At 56.1% G+C, this 22,980-nt stretch carries 26 protein-coding genes and 2 tRNA genes; 19 read left to right on the top strand and 9 right to left on the bottom strand.

The window, feature by feature from the left end:
* Window positions 1-22: 22 nt before the first annotated feature.
* From sufC to K3754_RS09740, 6 genes are all read left to right on the top strand, one after another.
* Window positions 23-778 (top strand): Fe-S cluster assembly ATPase SufC, encoded by a 756-nt coding sequence (sufC, locus tag K3754_RS09765; protein ID WP_203211229.1) that lies wholly within the window; start codon window positions 23-25, stop codon window positions 776-778.
* 2 nt (window positions 779-780) lie between these two features.
* On the top strand, window positions 781-2,061 hold the full coding sequence (gene sufD / locus K3754_RS09760; protein ID WP_259936873.1) for a Fe-S cluster assembly protein SufD: 1,281 nt from the start codon (window positions 781-783) through the stop codon (window positions 2,059-2,061).
* Entirely contained in the window at window positions 2,061-2,546 is a 486-nt protein-coding gene (locus K3754_RS09755) for a YIP1 family protein (RefSeq protein ID WP_259936871.1), read from the top strand. Before sufD ends, K3754_RS09755 begins: the two co-directional genes overlap by 1 nt.
* A complete protein-coding gene (locus K3754_RS09750; protein WP_259936869.1) occupies window positions 2,543-3,127 on the top strand; it encodes a Yip1 family protein in 585 nt (194 codons plus the stop codon). The genes K3754_RS09755 and K3754_RS09750 overlap by 4 nt, the downstream gene beginning before the upstream one ends.
* On the top strand, window positions 3,127-4,347 hold the full coding sequence (locus K3754_RS09745) for a cysteine desulfurase (protein WP_259936867.1): 1,221 nt from the start codon (window positions 3,127-3,129) through the stop codon (window positions 4,345-4,347). Before K3754_RS09750 ends, K3754_RS09745 begins: the two co-directional genes overlap by 1 nt.
* 53 nt (window positions 4,348-4,400) lie before the next feature.
* Window positions 4,401-4,477: transfer RNA gene (locus K3754_RS09740), tRNA-Arg, on the top strand.
* An 85-nt stretch (window positions 4,478-4,562) separates the two neighbouring features.
* On the opposite strand, the gene K3754_RS09735 is transcribed toward K3754_RS09740, so the two are convergent.
* Window positions 4,563-5,963 (bottom strand): amidase family protein, encoded by a 1,401-nt coding sequence (locus tag K3754_RS09735; protein WP_259936865.1) that lies wholly within the window; start codon window positions 5,961-5,963, stop codon window positions 4,563-4,565.
* A gap of 308 nt (window positions 5,964-6,271) precedes the next feature.
* Between K3754_RS09735 and K3754_RS09730 the strand changes: the two genes are divergently transcribed.
* The 6 genes from K3754_RS09730 (at window position 6,272) to K3754_RS09705 (ending at window position 11,240) form a co-directional block, all read left to right on the top strand.
* Window positions 6,272-6,664: a DUF2147 domain-containing protein gene (locus tag K3754_RS09730; protein ID WP_259936863.1), complete on the top strand. Its 393-nt coding sequence runs from the start codon at window positions 6,272-6,274 to the stop codon at window positions 6,662-6,664.
* 192 nt (window positions 6,665-6,856) lie between these two features.
* Window positions 6,857-7,831, top strand: a complete 975-nt coding sequence (gene phnD / locus K3754_RS09725) for a phosphate/phosphite/phosphonate ABC transporter substrate-binding protein (RefSeq protein ID WP_259936861.1) — start codon at window positions 6,857-6,859, stop codon at window positions 7,829-7,831.
* A 69-nt stretch (window positions 7,832-7,900) separates the two neighbouring features.
* On the top strand, window positions 7,901-8,701 hold the full coding sequence (phnC, locus tag K3754_RS09720; protein WP_203211237.1) for a phosphonate ABC transporter ATP-binding protein: 801 nt from the start codon (window positions 7,901-7,903) through the stop codon (window positions 8,699-8,701).
* The gene (phnE, locus tag K3754_RS09715; protein ID WP_259936858.1) at window positions 8,698-9,519 is read left to right on the top strand and encodes a phosphonate ABC transporter, permease protein PhnE; all 822 of its coding nucleotides are present in this window, start codon (window positions 8,698-8,700) and stop codon (window positions 9,517-9,519) included. The genes phnC and phnE (K3754_RS09715) overlap by 4 nt, the downstream gene beginning before the upstream one ends.
* The gene (gene phnE, locus K3754_RS09710; protein ID WP_203211239.1) at window positions 9,519-10,334 is read left to right on the top strand and encodes a phosphonate ABC transporter, permease protein PhnE; all 816 of its coding nucleotides are present in this window, start codon (window positions 9,519-9,521) and stop codon (window positions 10,332-10,334) included. The genes phnE (K3754_RS09715) and phnE (K3754_RS09710) overlap by 1 nt, the downstream gene beginning before the upstream one ends.
* Window positions 10,335-10,352: 18 nt before the next feature.
* The gene (locus K3754_RS09705) at window positions 10,353-11,240 is read left to right on the top strand and encodes an HAD-IIA family hydrolase (protein ID WP_259936852.1); all 888 of its coding nucleotides are present in this window, start codon (window positions 10,353-10,355) and stop codon (window positions 11,238-11,240) included.
* 166 nt (window positions 11,241-11,406) lie between these two features.
* Here the strand turns inward: K3754_RS09705 and K3754_RS09700 are convergent, their stop codons facing one another.
* Both K3754_RS09700 and K3754_RS09695 read right to left on the bottom strand, forming a co-directional pair.
* Window positions 11,407-12,837, bottom strand: a complete 1,431-nt coding sequence (locus K3754_RS09700) for a S1C family serine protease (protein ID WP_259936851.1) — start codon at window positions 12,835-12,837, stop codon at window positions 11,407-11,409.
* A gap of 127 nt (window positions 12,838-12,964) precedes the next feature.
* Window positions 12,965-13,609, bottom strand: coding sequence for a hypothetical protein (locus tag K3754_RS09695; protein ID WP_259936849.1), 645 nt, complete (start codon window positions 13,607-13,609; stop codon window positions 12,965-12,967).
* Window positions 13,610-14,262: 653 nt separating this feature from the next.
* Here K3754_RS09695 and K3754_RS09690 point away from each other — a divergent pair.
* Entirely contained in the window at window positions 14,263-14,562 is a 300-nt protein-coding gene (locus tag K3754_RS09690; protein ID WP_259936848.1) for a hypothetical protein, read from the top strand.
* A 290-nt stretch (window positions 14,563-14,852) separates the two neighbouring features.
* Here K3754_RS09690 and K3754_RS09685 read toward each other — a convergent pair whose 3' ends face one another.
* The 6 genes from K3754_RS09685 to K3754_RS09660 form a co-directional block, all read right to left on the bottom strand.
* Complete coding sequence (locus K3754_RS09685; RefSeq protein WP_259936847.1) at window positions 14,853-15,344, bottom strand: helix-turn-helix domain-containing protein; 492 nt, start codon at window positions 15,342-15,344, stop codon at window positions 14,853-14,855.
* A complete protein-coding gene (locus tag K3754_RS09680; RefSeq protein WP_259936846.1) occupies window positions 15,337-15,675 on the bottom strand; it encodes a hypothetical protein in 339 nt (112 codons plus the stop codon). The genes K3754_RS09685 and K3754_RS09680 overlap by 8 nt, the downstream gene beginning before the upstream one ends.
* Window positions 15,676-15,858: 183 nt before the next feature.
* Window positions 15,859-16,068, bottom strand: a complete 210-nt coding sequence (locus K3754_RS09675; protein WP_259936845.1) for a MerR family transcriptional regulator — start codon at window positions 16,066-16,068, stop codon at window positions 15,859-15,861.
* A 110-nt stretch (window positions 16,069-16,178) separates the two neighbouring features.
* Window positions 16,179-17,144, bottom strand: a complete 966-nt coding sequence (locus tag K3754_RS09670) for a hypothetical protein (RefSeq protein WP_259936844.1) — start codon at window positions 17,142-17,144, stop codon at window positions 16,179-16,181.
* Window positions 17,137-18,345: a site-specific integrase gene (locus K3754_RS09665; protein ID WP_259936843.1), complete on the bottom strand. Its 1,209-nt coding sequence runs from the start codon at window positions 18,343-18,345 to the stop codon at window positions 17,137-17,139. Before K3754_RS09665 ends, K3754_RS09670 begins: the two co-directional genes overlap by 8 nt.
* Window positions 18,346-18,493: 148 nt before the next feature.
* A tRNA-Ser gene (locus K3754_RS09660) sits at window positions 18,494-18,583 on the bottom strand.
* Between the two features lie 142 nt (window positions 18,584-18,725).
* On the opposite strand from K3754_RS09660, the gene K3754_RS09655 reads away from it, so the two are divergent.
* From K3754_RS09655 to K3754_RS09630, 6 genes are all read left to right on the top strand, one after another.
* Window positions 18,726-19,565 (top strand): DUF2059 domain-containing protein, encoded by an 840-nt coding sequence (locus K3754_RS09655; protein ID WP_203211241.1) that lies wholly within the window; start codon window positions 18,726-18,728, stop codon window positions 19,563-19,565.
* Window positions 19,566-20,381: a hypothetical protein gene (locus K3754_RS09650; RefSeq protein ID WP_259936834.1), complete on the top strand. Its 816-nt coding sequence runs from the start codon at window positions 19,566-19,568 to the stop codon at window positions 20,379-20,381. It begins immediately after the preceding gene.
* A gap of 233 nt (window positions 20,382-20,614) precedes the next feature.
* Complete coding sequence (locus tag K3754_RS09645; protein WP_037911495.1) at window positions 20,615-21,328, top strand: 50S ribosomal protein L21; 714 nt, start codon at window positions 20,615-20,617, stop codon at window positions 21,326-21,328.
* Between the two features lie 11 nt (window positions 21,329-21,339).
* Window positions 21,340-21,609, top strand: a complete 270-nt coding sequence (gene rpmA / locus K3754_RS09640) for a 50S ribosomal protein L27 (RefSeq protein WP_164354390.1) — start codon at window positions 21,340-21,342, stop codon at window positions 21,607-21,609.
* A gap of 215 nt (window positions 21,610-21,824) precedes the next feature.
* On the top strand, window positions 21,825-22,427 hold the full coding sequence (locus tag K3754_RS09635) for a LysE family translocator (protein WP_259943205.1): 603 nt from the start codon (window positions 21,825-21,827) through the stop codon (window positions 22,425-22,427).
* Between the two features lie 2 nt (window positions 22,428-22,429).
* Window positions 22,430-22,966 (top strand): GNAT family N-acetyltransferase, encoded by a 537-nt coding sequence (locus K3754_RS09630; protein ID WP_203211243.1) that lies wholly within the window; start codon window positions 22,430-22,432, stop codon window positions 22,964-22,966.
* Window positions 22,967-22,980: the final 14 nt, after the last annotated feature.

Raw genomic sequence — 22,980 nt, 5'->3', positions numbered from 1 at the left:
GGCACGGAATAGGAAGAATAACATGCTGAGCATCAAGAACCTGAACGTAAAGCTCGAAGAAGAAGACAAGCAGATCCTCAAAGGTGTGAATCTTGAAGTTGAGGCGGGCAAGGTCCATGCGATCATGGGGCCCAACGGCTCTGGCAAATCCACGCTGTCCTATGTCCTGTCCGGCAAGGACGGCTATGAAGTGACCGAAGGCTCCGCCACGCTGGAAGGCGAAGATCTGCTGGATCTGGAGCCGGAAGAACGCGCCGCGGCTGGCTTGTTCCTGGCGTTCCAATATCCGGTTGAGATTCCCGGTGTGGGCAACATGACCTTTCTGCGCACCGCGGTGAATGCACAGCGCAAGGCGCGGGGCGAAGAGGAAATGTCGGCGGCCGAATTCCTCAAGGTGGTGCGTGCCAAGGCCAAAGACCTGAAGATCGACGCGGATATGCTCAAACGGCCCGTCAACATGGGCTTTTCCGGCGGTGAGAAAAAGCGCAACGAAATACTGCAGATGGCCATGCTTGAGCCAAAGATGTGCATTCTGGATGAAACCGATTCCGGGCTTGATGTAGACGCGATGAAACTGGTTGCCGAAGGGGTGAATGCCCTGCGCAGCGAAGGACGCGGATTTCTGGTGATCACCCATTATCAGCGTCTGCTGGATCACATCAAACCGGACGTTGTGCATATCATGGCCGATGGCCGGATCGTGAAAACCGGTGGTCCTGAACTGGCCCTGGAAGTCGAGAACAACGGCTATGCTGACATTCTCGCCGAGGTGGCCTGAACATGGCAGATGCAGCAGAAAAACTCTCGCCCACCGAGGCGATGATTTCCGGGTTGGAAATGCCCGGTGCAGGTTGGTCCAAAACGGCCCGCGAAGAGGCTTTGGCACGGTTGCGGGCTATGGGTCTGCCGGAACGGCGCGATGAATATTGGAAGTTTACCCGCCCGGACACGCTGATCCAGCCAAGCCCACTTCCCGCCGCGGTCCTTAGCAATGACGAAGCGCCGTTGTTCGACGACATGGACCGCCTCAAGGTGGTGTTTGTAGACGGCGTTTTTGATGCGGATGCCTCGGATGATCTGAGCCTTGAAGGGATCACGATCGAGCGGCTGGCGACAGCCACAAGCGATCTGCATTGGGCGCGTGATCTTTATGGCGCACTTGAGTTGAACGGCCAAGATCCGGTGGAACGCCCCTTGGCCAGCCTCAACACCGCTTTTGCCACAGACGGTGTTTTGATCCATGTGACCGGCAAGCCATCCAAGCCAGTCAGCCTGATTTACCGCCATGTATCAGAGACTTCTGATGCGATCCTGCACCATTGCATCAAGCTTGATGCCGGGGCGGAGCTTACAGTTCTGGAAAACGGACCGGCCGCTGCGCGGTTGAACAAAGTCATGGAAGTCGATGTGGCGGATGGCGCCAAATTCCATCATGTGCGCGCGCAGGGGCGCGATCATGAACGCCGCGCTGCCACCCATATCTTTGCCCGACTTGGGGCGGAATCGCTGTTCAAATCCTTTACGCTGACCGTCAATGGCGTGTTGACCCGCAATGATTGCGTGATCGAATTGACCGGTGACGATGCCAGCGCCCATGTGGCGGGCGCCTGTGTTGGCGATGGGGAATTCCATCACGATGACACGGTGTTCATCACCCATGATGCGGTGAATTGCGAAAGCCGCCAGGTGTTCAAGAAAGTGCTGCGCAACGGGGCAACCGGCGTGTTTCAGGGCAAGATTTTGGTCAAGAAAGATGCCCAGAAAACAGACGGTTATCAAATCAGCCAATCCCTGCTGCTGGACGAAGACAGCCAGTTCCTCGCAAAGCCGGAGCTTGAGATCTACGCCGATGATGTGGCCTGTTCACATGGCTCCACCTCCGGTGCGATTGATGAGGACGCTCTGTTCTACCTGCGGGCCCGTGGGATCTCCCATGCCGAGGCCACCGATTTGCTGACGCTGGCATTCCTGGCCGAAGCGGTTGAAGAAATCGAGCAAGAAGAGCTGCGCGAAGAATTGATTGGGCGTTTGTCGTCCTGGTTGCAACGCCGCAGCGCCTGATGTCGGCAACCCGCGATATCGTGGCCACCTACCGGGGGCCGGGGCAGGTTGTGCGCCGGCTGACCGGGCAGGGGCCGCGCGAGGACCGTGCGTTGATCTACCTGATGCTGGGATGTCTGATGGTGTTTGTCGCCCAGACCCCGCGCCTGGCGCGGGAGGCCCATGAGACAGGTGCTGATCTTGGCATGTCAATGGGCGGCACCTTAATGGCGTGGCTCTTTATCGCGCCTCTGTTGCTGTATCTGATTGCCTCGCTCAGCCATTTGGTGGCGCGGGCGCTTGGCTCATCGCTGAGCGGATTTGGTGCACGGGTCGCACTTTTCTGGGCGCTGCTTGCGGCCTCTCCCATCCTGCTGCTGTGGGGGCTGACTGCCGGATTTGTCGGCCCCGGCATTGAAATGACCTCTGTGGGCGTGATCTGGGTTGCGGTGTTCTTGTGGTTCTGGCTGGGCGGATTGCGCGGCGCGGCCAAAGGTGCGCCATGACACCCGATGTTCTGATCCCTCTGGCGCGGACCACCCTGCGCGAGCCACGGCGTGCCGCTGAAACAATCCTGAGCTGGCAGCTTAGCCGCGAAACCCTTTGGACCGCGATGGCGCTTGTCGCCGCGCTCTATACCTTTGTTCTGTCACTGCTCATTGCACTGACGCCAAACGCCATGAGCCTGCCCGGCTATGCAAATTCGCCACTGGCGTTGTTTGTTCTGGTGGCGGGGATCATGGTTGTCTATGTGCATGCCGCCTATTGGACGGGGCTAGCAATGGGCGGCAGTGGCACGCTCGACGGGCTTTTGGCCGTTATGGTCTGGCTTCAGGTGATGCGGGCCGTGGCGGAGCTGGGCTTGATCGTGCTCTCCTTTGTGATGCCCGCGATGGCCACACTGGCCTCCATAGTGCTGACCGGGTGGAGCCTTTGGGTCATGCTGCATTTTTTGGTCGCCGCCCTGCATCTGCCCTCGATGGGCAAGGCGTTTCTTGTTTTGATCCTGTCCGGTATCGGGCTGGTTGTGGGTCTTGGGATCCTTCTTGCATTGATCGGGCTGACCGCCCAAGGAGTTTTGAACTGATGTATGATGTTGCGCAGATCCGCCGCGATTTCCCGATTCTGTCGCGGGAGGTCAACGGCAAGCCCTTGGTTTACCTCGACAATGGCGCCTCGGCCCAGAAACCACAGGTGGTGATCGACGCCATCACGCAGGCCTATTCGATGGAATATGCCAATGTGCATCGCGGTCTGCATTTCCTGTCCAATCTGGCGACCGACAAATATGAGGCGGTGCGCGGCAACATTGCAAAATTCCTCAACGCCAAGACGGAAAACGAGATCGTGCTGAACTCCGGCACAACCGAGGGGATCAATACGGTTGCCTATGGCTGGGCCATGCCGCGCATGAAAGCCGGTGATGAGATCGTGCTGAGTGTCATGGAACACCATGCCAATATCGTGCCTTGGCATTTCCTGCGCGAACGGCAGGGCGTTGTCCTCAAATGGGTCGACACCGACAGCACCGGCGCGCTTGATCCGCAGGCGGTGATTGATGCCATCGGCCCCAAGACCAAGCTGGTTGCAATCACCCAATTGTCCAATGTCCTGGGCACCAAGGTCGATGTCAAAGCGATCACCGAGGCGGCCCATGCCAAGGGTGTTGCGGTTCTGGTGGATGGATCGCAAGGCGCGGTGCATATGCCTGTGGATGTGCAGGACATCGGCTGCGATTTCTATGCGATCACCGGTCACAAGCTTTATGGCCCGTCCGGCTCGGGCGCGATTTACATCAAATCCGAACGCATGGCCGAGATGCGCCCGTTTATTGGCGGCGGCGACATGATCAAGGAGGTGCACAAGGACAGTGTCACTTACAACGACCCCCCAATGATGTTTGAAGCCGGCACACCGGGCATTGTCCAGACCATCGGCTTTGGCGCGGCACTGGATTATATGATGCAGATCGGCATGGATCGTATCGCCGCACATGAAGACGCCCTGCGCGATTATGCTGTCTCGAGGCTTGGCGGGCTGAACTGGCTGCAGGTGCAGGGCACCACGGCGGACAAAGGCGCGATCTTCAGCTTCACGCTGGACGGCGCGGCGCATGCCCATGACATCTCAACCATTCTCGACAAAAAGGGCGTGGCGGTGCGGGCAGGCCACCATTGCGCCGGTCCGTTGATGGAACATCTGGGGGTCACCGCCACCTGCCGCGCGTCCTTTGGGATGTACAACACCACCGGTGAAGTGGACGCATTGGTGGACGCGCTCGAACTTGCGCATGATCTCTTTGCCTAAGGTTTGATTTTCGATTGCAGGGGCGGGGCAGGCTGGCTATACCGCCCCTTGCGGGACCATTAGCTCAGCTGGATAGAGCGCTGCCCTCCGAAGGCAGAGGCCAGAGGTTCGAATCCTCTATGGTCCGCCATTTTTCCGCCCCTGTACTTGTCGCAAGTAACAGAAACCTTTCCCCCTCAAGATAGGTCACTCGGAGCGCAGCCCAATAGTCCAGCCTAGCCCCAATTTGGATCCACCGCTTTCGGTTGCCCACTTGCCGCCTCGATCACTGCACCTGCGGCCAGCAGGATATCCTCGCGGTACCGCGGGCCGACCAGTTGGACACCATTGGGCCGCCCTGCGGTTTCCCCCATCGCCACGGCGAGGGACGGCACGCCTATCGTCGGCACTGCCCTTTGGGTGAGCTGCGCCTCATAAAGGGCGGCAAAGCCTTCGGGGGATTGCACGTCCTGCTGTTGATCAAAGGGCAGGGTGCCGGACACAGGACAGATCAACACAGGGTACTCTTGCAAGAACATATCCCATGCGCGCATGAGGCCCACGCGGGTTTGCAGGGCATTCATCAGCTCTGCCTGGCCCACGTCACCTGCATCTTTTGACATCTGTTCAAATACGAACTGCGCCTCAACGTCGCCTTCCTTTTCGATCATTGCGGTTGCGGCCATTTGCGTGTCGGCCATCCACAGGCAGGCGTTTGTCTCTGCGGCACGGCGCATGGGCGGGCCGCGGACCTCATCCACCGTCCAACCTGCATCTTTGAGCTGATCGGCGGCCAGTCTCAGTGCCGCTTTGACCTCATCATCAACGGGCATGCCGTCCGGCGCGGTGACGAGGGCGGCACGTTTTGGAAACTCAACACCTGTCAAAGGTGCCGCTACATGCCACGGATCGCGCAGATCGGGGGCTGACATGGCCATCAAGGACAGCTCGATATCCGCAACACTGCGGGCAATAGGTCCGGACACCGCCATCAATTGCGCACCGATCAAACGATCGGGGGCCGATGCATTATAGGCCGGAACCCGGCCCAGGGTGGGCCGCAACCCCTGCAATCCGCAGGCATAGGCCGGATAGCGGATGGAGCCGGCAATATCCGTGCCATGTCCGATCGCGCCAATGCCCGCCGCAACCGCCGCCGCCGCACCGCCGGAAGACCCGCCGGGGGTAACGGCCTTGTTGCGGGGATTCAACGTCAGCCCATGCAGATTGTTCTTGGTGAACCAGCGCATCGAAAAGGCGGGTGTGTTGGTGCGTCCGATGATGACCGCGCCGGCCTTGCGCATGTTGGACACCACCGGGCTGTCGGCCTCGGCGATCAGGGTTTCCTGCAACTGGAGGCCGTTTGTCGTGGCATGCCCGGCCTGATCGACATTGACCTTGATGGTGACAGGCACGCCGCACAGCGGGCCGGGATCAACGCCGCGCGCGATGGCCTGATCAACCTTTTGTGCCGCGCTCAATGCCTCGTCGGGGAACTGCTGCACCACGGCGTTGATCTTGGGGTTCACCTCCGCCATGCGGTCCAGATGCGCTTGCGTCACTTCGGTGGCCGAAATGTCCTTGTTGCGGACCGCAGTGGCCGTCTGGGCGGCGGTCCATTGCCAAACCTGGGTCATGTCAGCTCTCCTTTTGTCCGCAAAACCGGATCTACGCCGACCAGTTGGCGCGGCGTTTCAAGGGCAGTTTAGGCTGTTGCAGGATGCTGGCAACCAAGATGCTGTCAAAGCGGCGGGGCAGCGTCCCGGCCTGGATTATTGGCCTGCGGTTTATTGACCTTAACTTGAGTGAAAAGGGCGTTGTTTTTGGGCTTCACAATAACAATTGACTGATCTCAGGTGCAGGCGTAATGACTCATCTGCGCCTTGATCATGACCCGGATTCGGCATGGGGCAAGGCGGTGCGTGTCGCTTTGGGGAGTGATGCAATGAAATTTTCTAAACTGTTGTTTCCGCTTGTATTTTGCATGTTCTCTGCCGGTCCGGTAGCGGCAGATTGGCCTGTGGGCTTGTGGCAATCACCGCCTGACACATCCGGTCTTGTCGTGCATGTGCGCACCAAGCCTTGCGGCCGGTCGATCTGTGGCCAGATTGAGCGGACAAAAGACAGGTTCGGCTATGACACACCGTCCAGTTTTGTCGGCCGCCGGATGCTGCTGGATATGCAGATCCAGCCAGATGGCAGCTATCAAGGCAAGATATGGGAGCCGCAAGGCAACCGCGTCCTGGCCTCGCGAATGCAGGTGAGCGGAAACATTATGCGGTTCCAGAACTGCGACAGCGGAACCTGTGTGAACGTCGACTGGACCCGCCTGCGTTGATTTACGCAAAAGGTGTTGAAACGAAAAAACAGCCGCGCAGGACAATAACAATGTGAGGTGCAAAAGTTGTTTGCGCTCTAACAAATGCTGGTTGCGCTAACCTGTCGGGCGCAGCAGGGCAAAAATATCCTCAAAAATAGCTTTTCCTAGGTCAATGTTACCGCTAGCCTCCTAAGCTTGGGAGGATATTACATGAAATTAATGAACACTCTTTTGTCTGGTGCGGCTTTTTCGCTGACTTTGGCCATCGCCGGACCCGCCGCCGCTGAGGATTGCCCGCGCGGTGATCTGGACAAGCGATTTTGCGATGTGAACGGGGATCTGATTGCGGACACGCCCACAGATCCGGCCGATCAGGTCGATCCCGATACACTGATCTTTGCCTATACACCTGTCGAAGATCCCGCCGTCTATAAAGAGGCATGGTCTGATTTCCTGACCCATCTGGAGAAAGAGACCGGCAAGTCTGTGGTCTTCTTTCCCGTTCAGAACAACGCCGCCCAGATTGAGGCGATGCGGTCGGGACGTTTGCACATTGCGGGCTTCAACACCGGGTCCAACCCTTTGGCTGTGAACTGCGCCGGGTTTAACCCCTTTACCATTATGGCGTCCAAAGACGGCAATTTCGGCTACGAGATGGAGATCATCACGTACCCCGGTTCCGGCATCGAAAAGGTTGAGGACATCAAAGGCAAACAATTGGCCTTTACCTCGCCCACGTCAAACTCAGGCTTCAAAGCGCCAAGCGCGATTTTGAAAGGCGACTTTGACATGCTGCCAGAGCGGGACTTTGAACCGGTCTATTCGGGCAAGCATGACAATTCGATCCTGGGTGTGGCCAACAAAGACTACATGGCGGCCTCTATCGCCAATTCGGTCAAGGCGCGGATGCTGAGCCGGGACGTGATCACCGAAGATCAAGTCAAGGTGATCTACAAATCGCAAACTTTCCCCACCACCGGTTTTGGCACGGCACACAACCTCACGCCCGAGCTGAAGGACAAGATCCGCAATGCGTTCTTTAACTTTGAGTGGGAAGGCACATCACTTGAGGCCGAATTCGAAAAATCGAACGAGGGCCAGTTCCTTGAGATGACTTATCAGGAATTCTGGGAAGTGATCCGCAAGATCGACGCGGCAAATGGCGTCAGCTACGCTTGCGAATAATTCTTGATCGGGCGGGCCAATGTGCCCGCCCTTTCCAACAAAAATGTGCTTGGGGTAGGGGGGGCTTTCATGCTGCGGCTTGAGAAGCTTGTAAAGACGTATAAGACCGGGGATCAGGCGCTGAAGGCGGTTGATCTGGAAATACCGGAAGGGCAGGTGTTGGCGCTTATCGGCCCATCGGGGGCGGGCAAGTCCACATTGATCCGGTGCATTAACCGATTGGTCGAACCGACCTCGGGCAATGTCTATCTGGGCGATGTTGAATTGACCGGCCTGTCCTCGGGGATGCTGCGCAAGGAACGCCGGCGCATGGGCATGATCTTTCAGGAATACGCCTTGGTGGAACGGCTTTCTGTGATGGAAAATGTACTGTCGGGGCGTTTGGGGTATGTCGGATTTTGGCGCAGCTTCCTGCGCCGGTTCCCCCAAACGGATGTCGACGAAGCGTTTCGCCTGCTGGACCGTGTTGGCCTTGCTCATATGGCGGACAAACGCGCGGATGAACTGTCTGGCGGGCAACGGCAACGGGTCGGCATTTGCCGCGCCTTGATCCAAAACCCCGCGCTTCTGCTGGTCGATGAACCGACCGCATCACTTGATCCCAAAACCTCCCGCCAGATCATGCGCCTGATTTGTGAACTGTGCAAAGAACGCGGGCTGGCTGCGATCATCAACATCCATGATGTCGCCTTGGCCCAGAGGTTTGTTCAACGGGTGATTGGCCTGCGCTTTGGCGAGATGGTCTATGACGGGCCGCCCGATGGGCTGACGCCGGACAAACTGACCGAGATTTACGGCGAAGAAGACTGGGAAGCGACCATTGAGGCCGTCGATGAGGACGAGCTTGAGACCGAAGGTGCGGTGTTATGAGCGATACAGCCTTTGACGTCGCGGGCCGCATTGGCAAACCGTGGAAAAAACCGCCCTTCATTCAGCGGCCCTGGCTGCGATGGACATTGCTGCTGGCCGCGCTCGCCTATCTGATCGCCGCATATATGACCATCGAAGTAAATTGGACGCGAGTCTATGAGGGGCTAGAACGGGGTAAAAAGTTTGTTCTTGCCTTTGCCAACCCCGACTTCACCACCCGGTCCTCTGACATCTACGAAGGCATGATGGAAAGCATCGTAATGACCGTCGCTGCCTCTGTGGTGGGGATCGCAATCTCGATCCCGATTGCCTTGGGCGCCGCCCGCAATGTTGCGCCTTTGCCGGTCTATCTGATCTGCCGCGGCATCATCGCCATCAGCCGCGCCTTGCAAGAGATCATCGTCGCCATCCTGCTGGTTGCGATCTTTGGCTTTGGGCCGCTTGCAGGTTTTCTCACGCTCAGCTTTGCCACCATCGGTTTTTTGTCCAAACTGCTGGCCGAAGACATCGAAAGCATGGACAAGGTGCAAGCCGAAGCGATCAAGGCCTCGGGCGCACGCTGGACGCAATGGATCAATTACGGCGTGCAACCGCAAGTCATGCCACGGCTTATCGGTCTTTCCATGTACCGTCTCGACATCAACTTTCGGGAAAGTGCGATCCTCGGACTTGTCGGTGCAGGCGGCATTGGCGCGACGTTGAATACCGCGTTTGACCGCTATGAATACGACACAGCGGCGGCGATCCTGCTGATTATCATCGTGATCGTCATGGGGCTGGAATACCTCTCCGGCGTGATCAGGGCACGGGTGCAATAATGCCGGTACAAGACCTCAAAGGCCAAAAGATCTGGCAACGCCGGACGGGCCGGGAAAGCCTGTTTCACTGGATGCTCTGGCTGATCGGGATCGCCGTCTTTGCCTATTGCTGGCAACAGATTTCCAAATCAACAACCTGGTTCTTTGTCTGGGATGCGCCGCGCATCGCCAATGACATCTGGACCCGCGCCACCCCGCCGAAATGGGACTATATTGCGCAATTGGGCAAGCCGATCTGGGACACAATCAACATTGCCACATTGGGCACCCTGTTTGCATTGATCCTTGCGGTGCCAGTCGCGTTTTTGGCGGCGCGCAACACAACCCCGTCACGCTTTGCCGTGCGGCCCATTGCCTTGTTGATCATCGTGTCCACCCGGTCGATCAATTCACTGATCTGGGCGCTGCTTTTGATCGCGATCATTGGGCCGGGGGTCTTTGCGGGCGTCATCGCCATCGCAATCCGGTCCATCGGGTTCTGTGCCAAGCTTCTCTATGAAGCCATTGAAGAGATTGACGAAACCCAAGTCGAGGCCATCACCGCCACCGGCGCTTCGCGTTGGCAGGTGATGGCCTATGGCATTGTGCCGCAGATCCTGCCGGCCTTTGCCGGGATCGCGGTGTTTCGCTGGGACATCAACATCCGCGAAAGCACGGTTCTGGGCCTGGTCGGCGCAGGCGGCATTGGTTTGCAACTGTCCTCCTCGCTCAATGTGCTGGCATGGCCCCAGGTGTCGCTGATCCTGCTGGTGATCCTGGCGGCGGTTGTGATCTCTGAATGGGTGTCGGCCAAGGTGCGCGGCGCGATCATCTAGGGAGCTCAAACCTTGAACATGAACGAAGCATTTGCGGCGTATGAAAACGTGCGCCACCGCTTGCCCGCAGTGACCCGTGGTGGCGCCTGTCAAAGAATGGCGCATCTCGAAGCGATTGCCGACCAGATTGATGTTTTCCTTCTGGATGCGTTCGGGGTGTTGAACATCGGCGAGACCGCCATCGAAGGCGTGCCCGCGCGCGTGGCAAGACTTCAAAAGGCAGGCAAACGGGTGATCGTTGTCTCCAATGCGGCTGGCTACCCCCATGCGGATCTGATGGCGAAATACGCCCGCCTTGGCTATGATTTTGCGCCCGAAGACTTGATCACCAGCCGCAAGACCATCCTGCATGGCCTGCGCTCAGAACCTGCGCGGCGCTGGGGCTTGATGGCGAACAAGGCGCTTGGACGGGCGGATCTGGACGGGCTTGATGTCACCTATTTAATGGATGATCCGCAGCCCTACGACCGCGCTGAGGCGTTTGTGCTGCTTGGCAGCGCGATCTGGACCGCGGCGCGGCAAGACCTGTTGATCAGCTCTTTGCGGGCCAATCCAAGGCCCGTTTACGTGGGCAACCCCGACATCGTCGCGCCGCGTGAGACCGGCTTTTCCACCGAACCGGGGCACTTTGCCCATGATCTCGCAAACGCAACCGGCATCGCGCCGCAGTTCTTTGGCAAGCCGTTCGGCAATATCTTTGACATGGCGTTTGACTTGCTTGGCGGGATTGATCCGAACCGCACTGTGATGGTCGGCGATAGCCTGCACACAGATATCCTGGGCGGGCAGGCGGCAGGGATCAAAACCGCTTTGATATCGGGCTATGGTTTTTTTGGTGGCCATGATGTGGATGGGCCAATTGCGACCTCGGGCATTCAGCCGGATTTCATTCTGGACCGCCCCTGAACCCGCCGCAGTCATGCTGCGCGGCGAATCTACGAAGGCCATCGGGAAAATAGTGGCGGAGAGACAGTCCGCATTCATATCAGGTTAAGCAGCTGATAACACATGTTTTTCCAAATTTAGTATGGAATAGTACCACACTTAATACCACCCCATATCGTGAATATGGCTATTTGCATTCGATGAAAGTGGTAAAGTTTGCCGCTGATTTTGCCAGTTGTTCAGGCGCAAGCGGGACATTGTCCAAGCTCAAAATAGCTTCTACCTGATTTTGCGCGAGGAACAACTTTGCGATTTCGCCTCTGATTGCGAAGTTTACGTTCTGAGGTACGTCACCACCTTTCTGCGCCATGAGAGTTGCGTCTAGCTTTGACACGACAACGCCAACTACCTCACCATCCGAGGCGAGTACAGGCCCGCCGGAGTTGCCACTTTGAACGGGAGCAGTAATTTGGAAGGTGTTTGAATCTCCGCCAAGTCCCTTAAGAGAAGATATCGAGCCTCTAGTCACGTTGATGCCTCCAAGCAATCCTGCATATGGAAAACCTACAGCGGTGACATCAGAGTTTAGCATGGCTGGGCTGGCCGAAAAGACAGCGACACTTTTGGAATCTCCCAGTTTTGCTTGAAGAAGAGCCAGGTCAAACTCACTTGATGTATCAACTAGGGTGCCTGAAATGCCGTCCACGAGAATTGCTGAACAACCTTCGACAACATGAGCGTTGGTCAGAACATGGCCCCTATCCGATACCACAAAACCAGACCCGGAACCTCTTTTCCTGTCTGGCTTAATCGATGTTCTAGGAGGCTCAATGTCTGTTTGATCTGCGGAAGTAGAGAAAGCGACCGTTTTTTTAACAACCTCAATTAGTTTGCCGCCCTTCGTTATATCTAGGGGCGCACTGTTTCCTTTGGCAATGCTGGATGACACCGCTTGAAGGGTGTTTAGGTCCCAAGATTTCGCGGAGACCATAATGGTCGACCAACCACCATCAATATAGTTAGATCGCGTATAAAGCTTTGTGCCATCCCTCGTCGTGGCGGTACTGATAGCAATGTTGTCTTTTCTGACCGAATAGGGTGTTTCAGTCGTTGAATGTGCGTTCATCGTGTAGCGGTGTAAGTTGGAAGCGGTCGCTACACTGTGTCTGCCAACAGAAACTGCCAAAGTGCTATTGCGATGGCGATAGTTCAGCAGGTGTTCGGTAGGCGCATCAACTATCAGCGTCTTAAGAGGCAGCATCAAAGACATTTTGAGCACTGGGAAATAACGCATGTCCCACCCGTCGCGCTGATATCGTTCGAAAAAGCTCAGAGCCAGCATTGCGGTGTGCCATTCTTCTGGCTGTGACCCAAACTCATTAACCGTATACCGCTGCATCGCCTCTCGGCTCATGCGGCCCCAATCGCCGTCGAAAAGCCCGACGTAGTGGCCCTCAAAAGCCAGTGCGGCCTGAAGAAAGCGGCGCTCGGTATACGTAAGGCCGTTAGTGCTGAAATTGCGAAAGAGCGCTTCATAGTTTTGCGCCTTCGCTGCGCCAATCGGCAGAGTGACGACAAACACACAGAGTATAATCAAAAGCTTTATTACTTTCGACATCGAAACCATCCCCACCATCAGCAACCTTGTTGGCTATGTAAGACCATCTTTCCTTAACTACCGTTGCAACAAGGAAATGTGGTCAAACGCAGACCATATTGAGATGATGACAGCGTTTTAGTAATTTTCAACCTTCGCCAAAATACATCTCACGTTCCTCCGGGCTGAAAAGGTGTGCAAATTTTCTGAGAAAAAGGTGGTCCGCTTGGTTTTCGCACCACTCAATCTCACGCCGTTTTCTTTGATAGGTCCGTTCCCACATTCCTTTAGGTTTGGGGGCTATCCAGTGCGCAGTTCCGGGCTCGCCCCCCAGCGCTATGCGGAGTTTATTGGCACGGCGCAACATGCGGTCATACCGGGCTTCTGACTGGCTGGAATAGCCGATGTTGTAGCAATGACGGCAGAGGAAATATCGGCCCCCAGAGAACACCTTACCGACGCGCCGCCCGCAGTGCCGACCATTCACCACGCCAGGGCATCTAAAATAGGGCCGTTTACGGCCATAGTGGCAGTCTACGTGGGTGAGGTTGATAGTTTCGGTTATCGGCTCCCAGTCGCCGCCATAGGCGCGCACACGGTAGTTTAGGACCAGTCGGCCTTCCTCCGCCTTGTATCCTATCCGTCCTGTTTCCTCTCCATCACGGGACCAGACCCAGTTGCCTTGCCTGCCGGGGTTCAAACATCCTTCACGGTGAAATCGGTTCACGTCCAGCGAGCGATAGTCCTCAGCCTTTTGTTTGTAGCTTGGTCGTCCTGAGCCGTATCCGCCCATGTCGGTGTCCCCGTTTTTTTACGAAATCATTAGGCAACTCTAGGGTCTTCGGCTTGACCGTGATGTGACCATAAATCCTTCAAACAGAATTTGGTGGCTCCACCCCATCTGCTAGATCAAGGCTTGGGAAAGCATCTAGAAACGCCTGTGCGTCTTGTAGGTTGCGAAAGTGATAGGCCGTGGCTTGCTGATGAATTGCCCTTACTGGCAGGTTTTTGCAGCGGTCAGGGGCCATGTGGTCGCGTATCCACCCCTGAATTTCCCCAATCATGTTGCCAAGGCCATTCGGCGGTACACGCACCTTGACCCGAATTGGGTAGGCGTCGTCAACGCGGCGGTTATTGGGTGCTGTATGGCGTGCCATTGGGGCAGTGTCGCGTGCACAAAAGGAGTTGGCAAGTTCTACTTTTGTTCTGACTGGTGGTTTTCTAGCGAATGTCAGCTGTGAGCCCAGAGTAACCGATACTGCGCATTGCTTGCATGTCAGTTCTCTGAGGTTGCGGAAAACAACCGTCGCGCGACGATGCACGACAAAACGAACCCAGAACATCTGCTAACAGGTTTTATGTGAACGTCCTTAAAGTTGTTTTGTAGCAAAACTGCTATATAAGCTCACTGGGTATGATTGCGGTTATCTCTTCAAGGAAATTCAAGTGTTTGAAACTGTTGGATTTGTTCTTCGTTTTCCCTTTGCCCTGTTGCGGTACGCTTTTCTCTATCTTGTTAAAGTCCCGTTAATGTACGCATTCTTCGGGCTAATTTCTCTGATAGTCACTCCACTGCTTCCAATCATCTTTGTGTTTACCGCGCTCTCAAACGATAAAAAGGCTTGGAAGAGCTGGCTAGATTGGTCGTTCTTTTCCGACCTGTGGACATCCAAAAAAAGCGGCATCCCAGAGATGAAAAGGGAGATTGATGATTGGCTCAATGGCAAGCCAAATCGTTGGGACTAATTCGCTTATCATAGATCATAACGGACATTATGTGATGAAGTCCAATGCGTCTAAGTAGACCTACGCGCAGGTGCAGCGAACTAGCGCTTCGTCCCGCAGAGCGGCCATCGGCGCGCTAGCCCCAGCGCCATTCATCGGGCCAACCTCCCAAGGGTTTTTGCTTAGAAAGCCAGCGCGCTTTGAGCGGACGGTGCACCCTTCGTGGTTCATCCGCTGTGGTTGTCGGTGTCTCGGCCATCTTACGATCCCTTACCTGTGAGTGGTTAGTATTAGTGTTCCGATCTAGAACCCTATGAGCGTTTCTTTTTGGGTCTGACGGGTTCTGTAGCGGAACCATGTCCGGCCCTAGGGTTCTCTAACGGAACCAAGACAAGATGCGACGGTTCCGAACCAGGACCGCGTTTTGTTTTCGGCGGTCGATAGCTGCGCCAATCTTGGGTCGCCAGCACTTTGCCCTTGGCGTTCTGCATCGGCTTTGTCGTGAGCCGCCATTCGTGCGCGCGCCGATGATACCAGTTGCCCTCACGCTCCAGCACCAAAAAGCCTCTATCGACAAGTTCAGCATAGGCGCGCTGCACAGTGGCCTTGCCCATGCCGAGTATCTCGCCTGCCTCTGCATAGGAAAGCATCAAAGCGCCGTTGTTGCCGCCGTTGTACCGGGTGTGAAGCTCCAGCCAGAGGCGCACCGCAGAACCGGACAAACTGCGCCATGCATCGCTTTTCAGCTGAGCGTAGGGGAGGGGCAAATATTGCCCCTCTGATGTTCTCTTGCTCTTACCCATCCTGAACGTCCCCGGTGGCATCACGCGGGCTGTTCTGCGCCTCGCTATCCGCTGTTTTTAGTGATTGCCGAACCGCCTTGGCTGAACGCGGAAACTCCAGCACCCGCCAGTCTGTGCGTTTGGGCAGGCGGTAGTGCGCGATGCGTTCCGGCCCTTTGTACTCGGTCTCAATCGGCCAATGATACTTGCGGCGCAGGTTGTGAATGATTGCGCCAAGCCGCCATCCTTTCACCTCGCCAATCTCATCCATGTGGTTGATGGTGCGGCCTTGTGCCAATGCCATACAGGTCCAGTCAACCTGCGTCCGGTTGCTGTGCCAATGGTCAGACATAATCAATGCGTCCCTTGCGAAGTGTCAGAGGTTGAACGGAGTTGCTTTGGCCGCACCAGCGGAATCGACGTTCAATTTGTGTTGCGGGATCGGGGCATCTTGTGGCATCTACTGAACTGTTCAGGGTGGCAGTTGATGTCACTCGAAAAGCCCTAACCCCGCGTGCGGAGTTGGGGTTTTTCACTATGCGGCCTCTAAGTTGGGGTCGACGCGCTGTGCGTTCAGATAAGTGTTCAGGTCTGTACCGTGGTACCCGATGCGCCGCCCGATGCGGATGAAGGCTGGTCCGGTATTGCGGTGCCGCCACTGCGCCAGCTTTTCGATACTACCGAGAACCCGGAGTTCAGGGTCTTCCGGGAAGAAGATGCGGTCGTCGTCGTAAATATTAGCCATGATCTAACCTCTTTGGATTGTGGTCGATGGCCTTGAATTATGGGCAGATTTCACTCGCTGTCACTGGAGTTGTTTGGACACTTAGGCAGTTCCCAGAATTGGCAAAGTACTTAAGCGTTTCTGTGGAAGACTGCTTCATAGCGCGACTTGAAAGGCTCCTCCGAACGCAAAATCACCTCGTAATCATCCAGTACGGACTTCGATGTTGGCATCGTGTCAAACTTGGCCAGTGCGGACTCTCGGGCTTGCTGTAGAATTCTCTGTTCGCTAACTAGCTCAACAGCTACAATCAACTTTTCGATTTCGCCCATTAGGTGGTCAAGGTTTTTGTATTTGCGCCTGCTAGACGCTTTTCCACCGCCAGTTCCAGCTTTCTTCCTTGCTTCAACTGCCGAAACTGCTGCTTGTTCTGTTCCACCTGCAATTGCTTGAATTTCTTTGACCAAATACCCAGTTACGAATTCATCATAGGTAATAAACCGCGCAAGAAAGAGCTTCGCAGCCAAACAGACAAGGGACGTAGGAGGAAAATGGTTCATCGAGTATTCGAGAATTGCGACGCACTCCCAGTTTTCCCCAAAGGCTGCTTTCATCCAAGAAATGTCCTCTTCACCCACCCAATCTAACACTCGGCTTGACGGTGATCCGAACTTCGCATCATGAATTCCCGCTTCGAAAAAGGCATCATAGCAAACAAGATCAACTTCATCGTGGTCACCAGCACCAAAAAGGCGCTTCAAAGTTTTCACTTCATCCAGCCCATCGCATATGTCACGAAACCTAACTGGAAAACCCGACCCATCACCAAAAATGAAGCCTACCGGCATTGCACCCATTTGTTCATGGGCTTCCTCTTCTGTTGAGAAATAGTAGTGCCCGTGGTTTTCTTTATCCAGACCTGTGCAGGTAGTGATAAGGACACGCCAAACCGTATCGCCGTCTTCGACCTGTTCGAGCTTACTGCTAAATGTTGAAAGCACTTTTTTTGACGGGCATGGAAAGACCCCAACAATCTCTTTCGAAAGAACGTGGTCAGTCACCTCCGTTAGACGGTTTGGTCTTGTCCATCTATCCACCAGAAATCTCCCCAAGCTCAATTATTTTGGAATCCGCAGATATGAAACTACACCAATCAGCCGTGAGTTTGCGACGCCGCCCCAACAAATCCGAACGCGCATATGCCCGTTCCACATTTGAGCCGACTTGATGGGCCAAACATGCCTCCGCAACCTCGCGCGAGGCACTAGCATACTCACCGGCCCAATCTCTGAACGAACTACGAAACCCATGCACGGTAAAGCCATCGCGCCCCATACGACGCAACAGCATCAGCATAGACATATTCGACAGCGGCCTGTGTCGCTTCTGTCCCTCAAAGACATAGTCCGATGCCATCGCCTTTAACGGCTCCAGTATTGCCAGCATTTCATCCGTGAGCGGAACGCGGTGTTCTGTGCCACCTTTCATCCGAGCGGTTGGTACGGTCCAAAGGCGCGCTTCGAAATCGACCTCAGGCCACGTCATATCCAGCACCTCAGAGGTCCGGCTTGCCGTTAAGATTGTGAATTGCAGCGCCTTGGCCGCAACGGCGCTGCGTCCGTTCAATTCTGCAAAGAAGGCAGGTACATCGCGCCAAGGCATCGCGTCATGGTGTTGCACAGTGGCTTTGACAAACGGCAAAACCTTGGCGTCACGGATCGCGGTCACGGGGTTTTCACCAGATCGAAAGCCTTTCGACTTGGCCACGTCCAGCACTACCTTGATACGCTGCGCCAGCCGCTTAGCCGTTTCGTGCTTGGTCGTCCAAATTGGCGATAGACACATTAGGATTTCAGGCTGGCCGATGCTATCAATTGGCATCCGTCCAATTTTGGGAAAGGCATAGTCGCGCAAGGTGTTCACCCATTGCTGGCCGTGCTTTTCGTTTTTCCAAGTGGGCAGGCGGTCGATATGCACTTGGCGGCTGATTTCTTCAAACGTTGGGATTTCGCGCTGGGCGTTGAAACGCGGGTTCAAACCCGTCTTGGCCATCCTGCGATATTCAAGCGCCCGTTCTCTGGCTTGGTTGAGCGTTACAATGTCAGCGCCGCCCAATCCGAAGTCGGTACGTAACGGCGCTCCCTTGCGGTTCTTCTGGCCTTTGACAGTGACGCGAACAATCCAGCGCCGTGCGCCAGAGGGATCGACCACAAGATAAAGACCAGCGCCATCGCCGTGGCGTCCTGGCCCTAAGTTCTCAACCAGCTTCTTTGTCAGCTTGCCGCCAAGTGCTGCCACGAAAATACCACCCTTGATACCACACAAGGAAAGTATACTGACGTAATCCTATGAAAGCCAACAAAACGTCAATGGACAAATTTCGCCATATAAAAAAGGCTATAAAGCATGTTAAAGCGGTCGAGTGAAATCAATTGAAAAGCCATATTGGCGGAGAGACAGGGATTCGAACCCTGGGTAGGCTTGCACCCACAACGGTTTTCGAGACCGCCCCGTTCGACCACTCCGGCACCTCTCCGCGGGGGTCTGGTGCGCCCATTTAGTCGGCTTGGGGCGCAGTGACAAGGGGCGATAGGCGCCTTTTGGCGGCACACGGGAAATTTCATTGCCCCGCGCCGATGATTGCCTAAGTTATAAGAAGACCCAGCAAAGGATGCCTTATGACTGCCGCGCTTCGCTTTCCGATATTCGCCGTGATGATGGGGTTGACGCTTTTGCTGTCGCACCGGCCCGCTGAGGCGGCGGATCAACAAAAGCTTGATGCTTTTCTGGAAGTCACCGGATTTGACGTCGCGCTGGAGAGCATCCGGCTGTCAGCAGATTCCGCGCCGCAGATGTTGGGCATTGAGGCGGATGCCTTTGGCTCTGAATGGTCGCGGCTGGTCAGCGAGGTTTTTGACACCGAGTTGATGCATGGCATGGCTCTTGAGATCCTTGGCACCACGCTCAGCGATGATTTGCTGGTTCATGCCGCGGATTTCTACGCCAGCGATCTGGGCAAACGCTTGGTTCAGGCGGAGAACATCTCTCATATGATCGACGAGGACGGCCTGAAATCAGAGGCGGGCGGCGCAATTCTGGCCGGATTGGAACAAATCGGATCGCCGCGAGTGGATATCCTGCGTGATCTCAACGATGCCACCGATGTGGCGGGCAGCTCCATCCGGGCCATTCAGGAGGTGCAGATCCGGTTTCTGCTGGCCGCTGCCGGGGCAGGGGTGATTGAGCTGCGCATGGATGAGCCGGACCTGCGCGAGGCGATGCGCAGCCAGGAAGACGATCTGCGGGCCTCCGTCAAACAAAGTGCGCTGGCCAGTTCCGCCTATACTTATCAGGCGTTTTCGGATGAGGAGGTCAGCATCTATGCCGAGGCCCTTGCCCATCCCAAGATGCAAGAGGTCTATGCCCTGATGAACGCCGTGCAATACGAGATTATGGCAAACCGGTTTGAGGCAGTCGCGGCGCGGCTGTCGGGCATGCAGCCCAGTCAGGATTTGTAAATGATACGTGCCGTTCTGATCGCGCCGCTGCTGTTCATGTTGGCCTTGGCACCCGCTTGGGCCGACGCACGGCTGACCGTGCTGGTCGATGTTCTGAAACTGCGCGAGGCCGCACTGATCTTGCGCGAAGAGGGGATCAGCTACGCCGAGGATCTCAACAATGATATGCTTGCAGGCGAAGGCGGGGCAGGGTGGCAGCAACAGGTCGCCGCGATCTATGACCCGGAGCGGATGGTGGAAATGGTTCGCCGCGATCTGAAAATCGGGGTTTTTGGCGCAGATCGGGGCGAGGTTATTGCGTTTTTCAGCACCGATCTGGGCATCCAGATTGTCGATCTGGAAAATTCCGCCCGTGCCGCCATTCAAGACCCTGACATCGAAGCAGCGGCAAGGGACCGTTATGCCGCGCTGGCGGGCAGCGATGACCCAAGGCTCGCCCTGATCCGCGAGATGGTAGAGGGCGGCGACATGATCAACCGTAACGTCACCAGCGCCATGAACGCCAACTACCAGTTTATGCGCGGGCTGGTCACGGGCGGGGCACTTGAGATGTCTGATGAGGATATTCTACGCGATATCGCCAGCGAGATCGACGAGATCACCGAAGACACAACCGCATGGCTCTATGGGTATATGCTGCTGGCCTATTCGCCGCTCAGCGATGCGGAACTGGCCGCTTATGTCGCCTTTGCGCAAACGCGGGCCGGGCAATCCCTGAACGCCGCGCTGTTTGACGGGTTTGGCAAAGCCTACGAGGATATTTCCTATGCTTTGGGCCGCGCTGTGGCCTTGAATATGACCGCACAGGAGCTTTAAACGCTGGGGCAGCTTGGTCGCTGGTTGATAAATGCAGATTTGCCCGGAAAGCTGCTTGACTTAAACAGCTATTCCCCCGATAAGCCCGCATCCCGGCGGGTTTCCCGCTTTCGGGTTTTTTATCAATGACGCCCGAATGGGCGCGCTGTTCGAGGTGGATCAGGCCAGCAGGCCCATCCGGAAACACCCGCAAGGGGACCATAGAACGCGGCAACGACGTAAAGGAAGACGCAATGTTTGCGGTCATCAAGACTGGCGGTAAGCAATACAAGGTACAATCCGGCGACATGCTCCGGGTTGAACGTATTGCGGCAAGTGCCGGCGAAAAAGTTCAATTCAACGACGTTCTGATGCTGGGTGGTGATAACCCCCAGGTTGGTGCGCCGGTGATCGAAGATGCAGGCGTTCAAGCCGAAGTTGTCGATCAAATCAAAGGCGACAAGGTGATCAACTTTGTCAAACGCCGTCGTAAGCACTCGTCCAAGCGGACCAAGGGCCACCGTCAGAAGCTGACACTGGTCAAGATCACCGAGATCATGGCGTCCGGCGCTGGTAAGTCTGGCGTTGCGGCGGCTGTTGGTACAGGCTCCGTGAGCGCCGCTGCTGTTGCTGCTATCACTGGCGCATCCGCCGATGCCGCCCCTGCCAAGCCAGCCAAGGCCAAAAAGGCCGCGGCACCAAAGGCTGAAAAAGCTGCTGCCCCCAAGGCAGAAAAGAAAGCTGCACCAAAAGCCAAAGCGGCTGCTGGCGCGGATGATCTGAAAGAACTGTCCGGCGTTGGCCCGGCTCTGGAAAAGAAACTGCATGACGCGGGTGTCACAACCTTCGCACAGATCGCAGCCTGGACCGAAGCGGACGTTGCCGAGATGGACGAGAAACTGTCTTTCAAAGGCCGGATCGAGCGTGAAGGCTGGATCGCACAGGCTCAAGAAAAGACTAAAGGCTAAGGAGAGACCAAATGGCACATAAAAAAGCAGGCGGCTCATCCCGTAACGGACGCGACTCAGCTGGTCGTCGTCTTGGCGTGAAAAAATATGGCGGCGAAGCTGTCATCCCCGGCAACATCATCGTGCGTCAGCGCGGCACCAAGTTTTGGCCCGCCGAAGGCGTTGGCATGGGCAAAGATCACACGATCTTCGCAACTGTCGACGGCGCGGTTCAGTTCCACAAGGGACTGAAAAACCGCACGTTCATTTCTGTCCTGCCGGTGGCGGAGGCCGCAGAATAAGCCGTACCCAAAAGGTTTGAGAAAATTTAGGGATCGGCGGAAACGCCGGTCCCTTTTCTTTTTTGCTCAAGACCCTCCTGACAACACCAGCCAGAAAGGAATGGTGCGATGATCACAGCAAACCTGCCCATTCTGACGGATGCTGATCCGCGTCTGGCGCGATTGGATGTTGTGGACGGATGCCGGACCTTTGGCAATGGGCATGGGGCGCCGGCATGAGCATCGCCGTTCTGCCCCTCGCGGTCTTTGCCGCAAGTCAGGTTGGCACGCCTGGCCCCGCCAATATGGCGCTGATGGCCACGGGTGCCCGCTTTGGTTTTCGCGCTGCACTGCCTTTTGTGGTGGGTGTGGCCCTCGGCAAACAATTGGTCATCTGGCCCATCGGCTTTGGCCTGATGGAACTGGCCGATCGCGCGCCATGGATCTTTGAAACGCTCAAATACCTCAGCGCCGCCTATATCTTTTGGCTGGCCTGGAAGGTTGCCAATCTGCGCCTTGGTCAGGGCAAAGACACCGGCACCGCGCCGGGCTTTGCCGCAGGCTTGATCGTGCACCCGCTCAATCCCAAGGCTTGGGCGATGATTGTTGGCAGTTTTACCGCCTTTGTGACTCCCGGCACGCCCAGCCTTATCGCAACTGCAACAATTGCTGCGGTATTGCTGTCCTGCCAGATCATTCTGCATCCGCTCTGGACACTTGCAGGTGATCGCATTGCAAAGACCGTGGCAGGAACACGGGGCGAACCTTATTTGATGTGGATATTGGCGGCGCTCACCGTTGCCTCTGTTCTTTTCGTGCTGTTCGGAGGAGGGACATGACGATGGAAATGCAAAAAATAGTGAACCAACAGGTGATTGCGACCGACCGCTTTGATCTGCGCCCATTGCGGCGCTCTGATCAAGGCTTGATCGAAATGTACGCCAGCGATCCGCGCGTGGCCAAGAACACCTCGTCCATTCCGCATCCATTGCCCCCCGGCACCATTGAGGCCTTTATCACCCGCGCTATGGCAGAGCCACGCGAAGAGGACGTTTGGGTCATGGACGGGCTGAAATCAGGCGGCGACGAAGTGATGGGGCTGATTTCGCTGACCCGTCTGGATCGCAACCAATCCGAGGTCGGCTATTGGGTTGCGCCCGCGTTCTGGAACACCCATTTGGCATCTGATGCCGTGCAAGCCTTGGTGAACGCCAACCCACTGCAAAATGATGCGATGTTTGCGGCCGTCTATCATGACAATCCTGCCTCGGCAAAAGTGCTGACCAATGCGGGCTTTATCTATCTGGGCGACGCGGAAACCTATTGTGTGGCGCGTGACGCTGCCGTACCCACATGGACCTATAGCCGCAAGCTTTAAGCCCTTTCGAAAGG

The sequence above is a fragment of the Sulfitobacter sp. M368 genome (assembly GCF_025141875.1).
GTDB lineage: Bacteria > Pseudomonadota > Alphaproteobacteria > Rhodobacterales > Rhodobacteraceae > Sulfitobacter > Sulfitobacter mediterraneus_A.
Note: the sequence above shows the minus strand (reverse complement) of the source record. Positions and strands in the feature narration are given on the sequence as shown.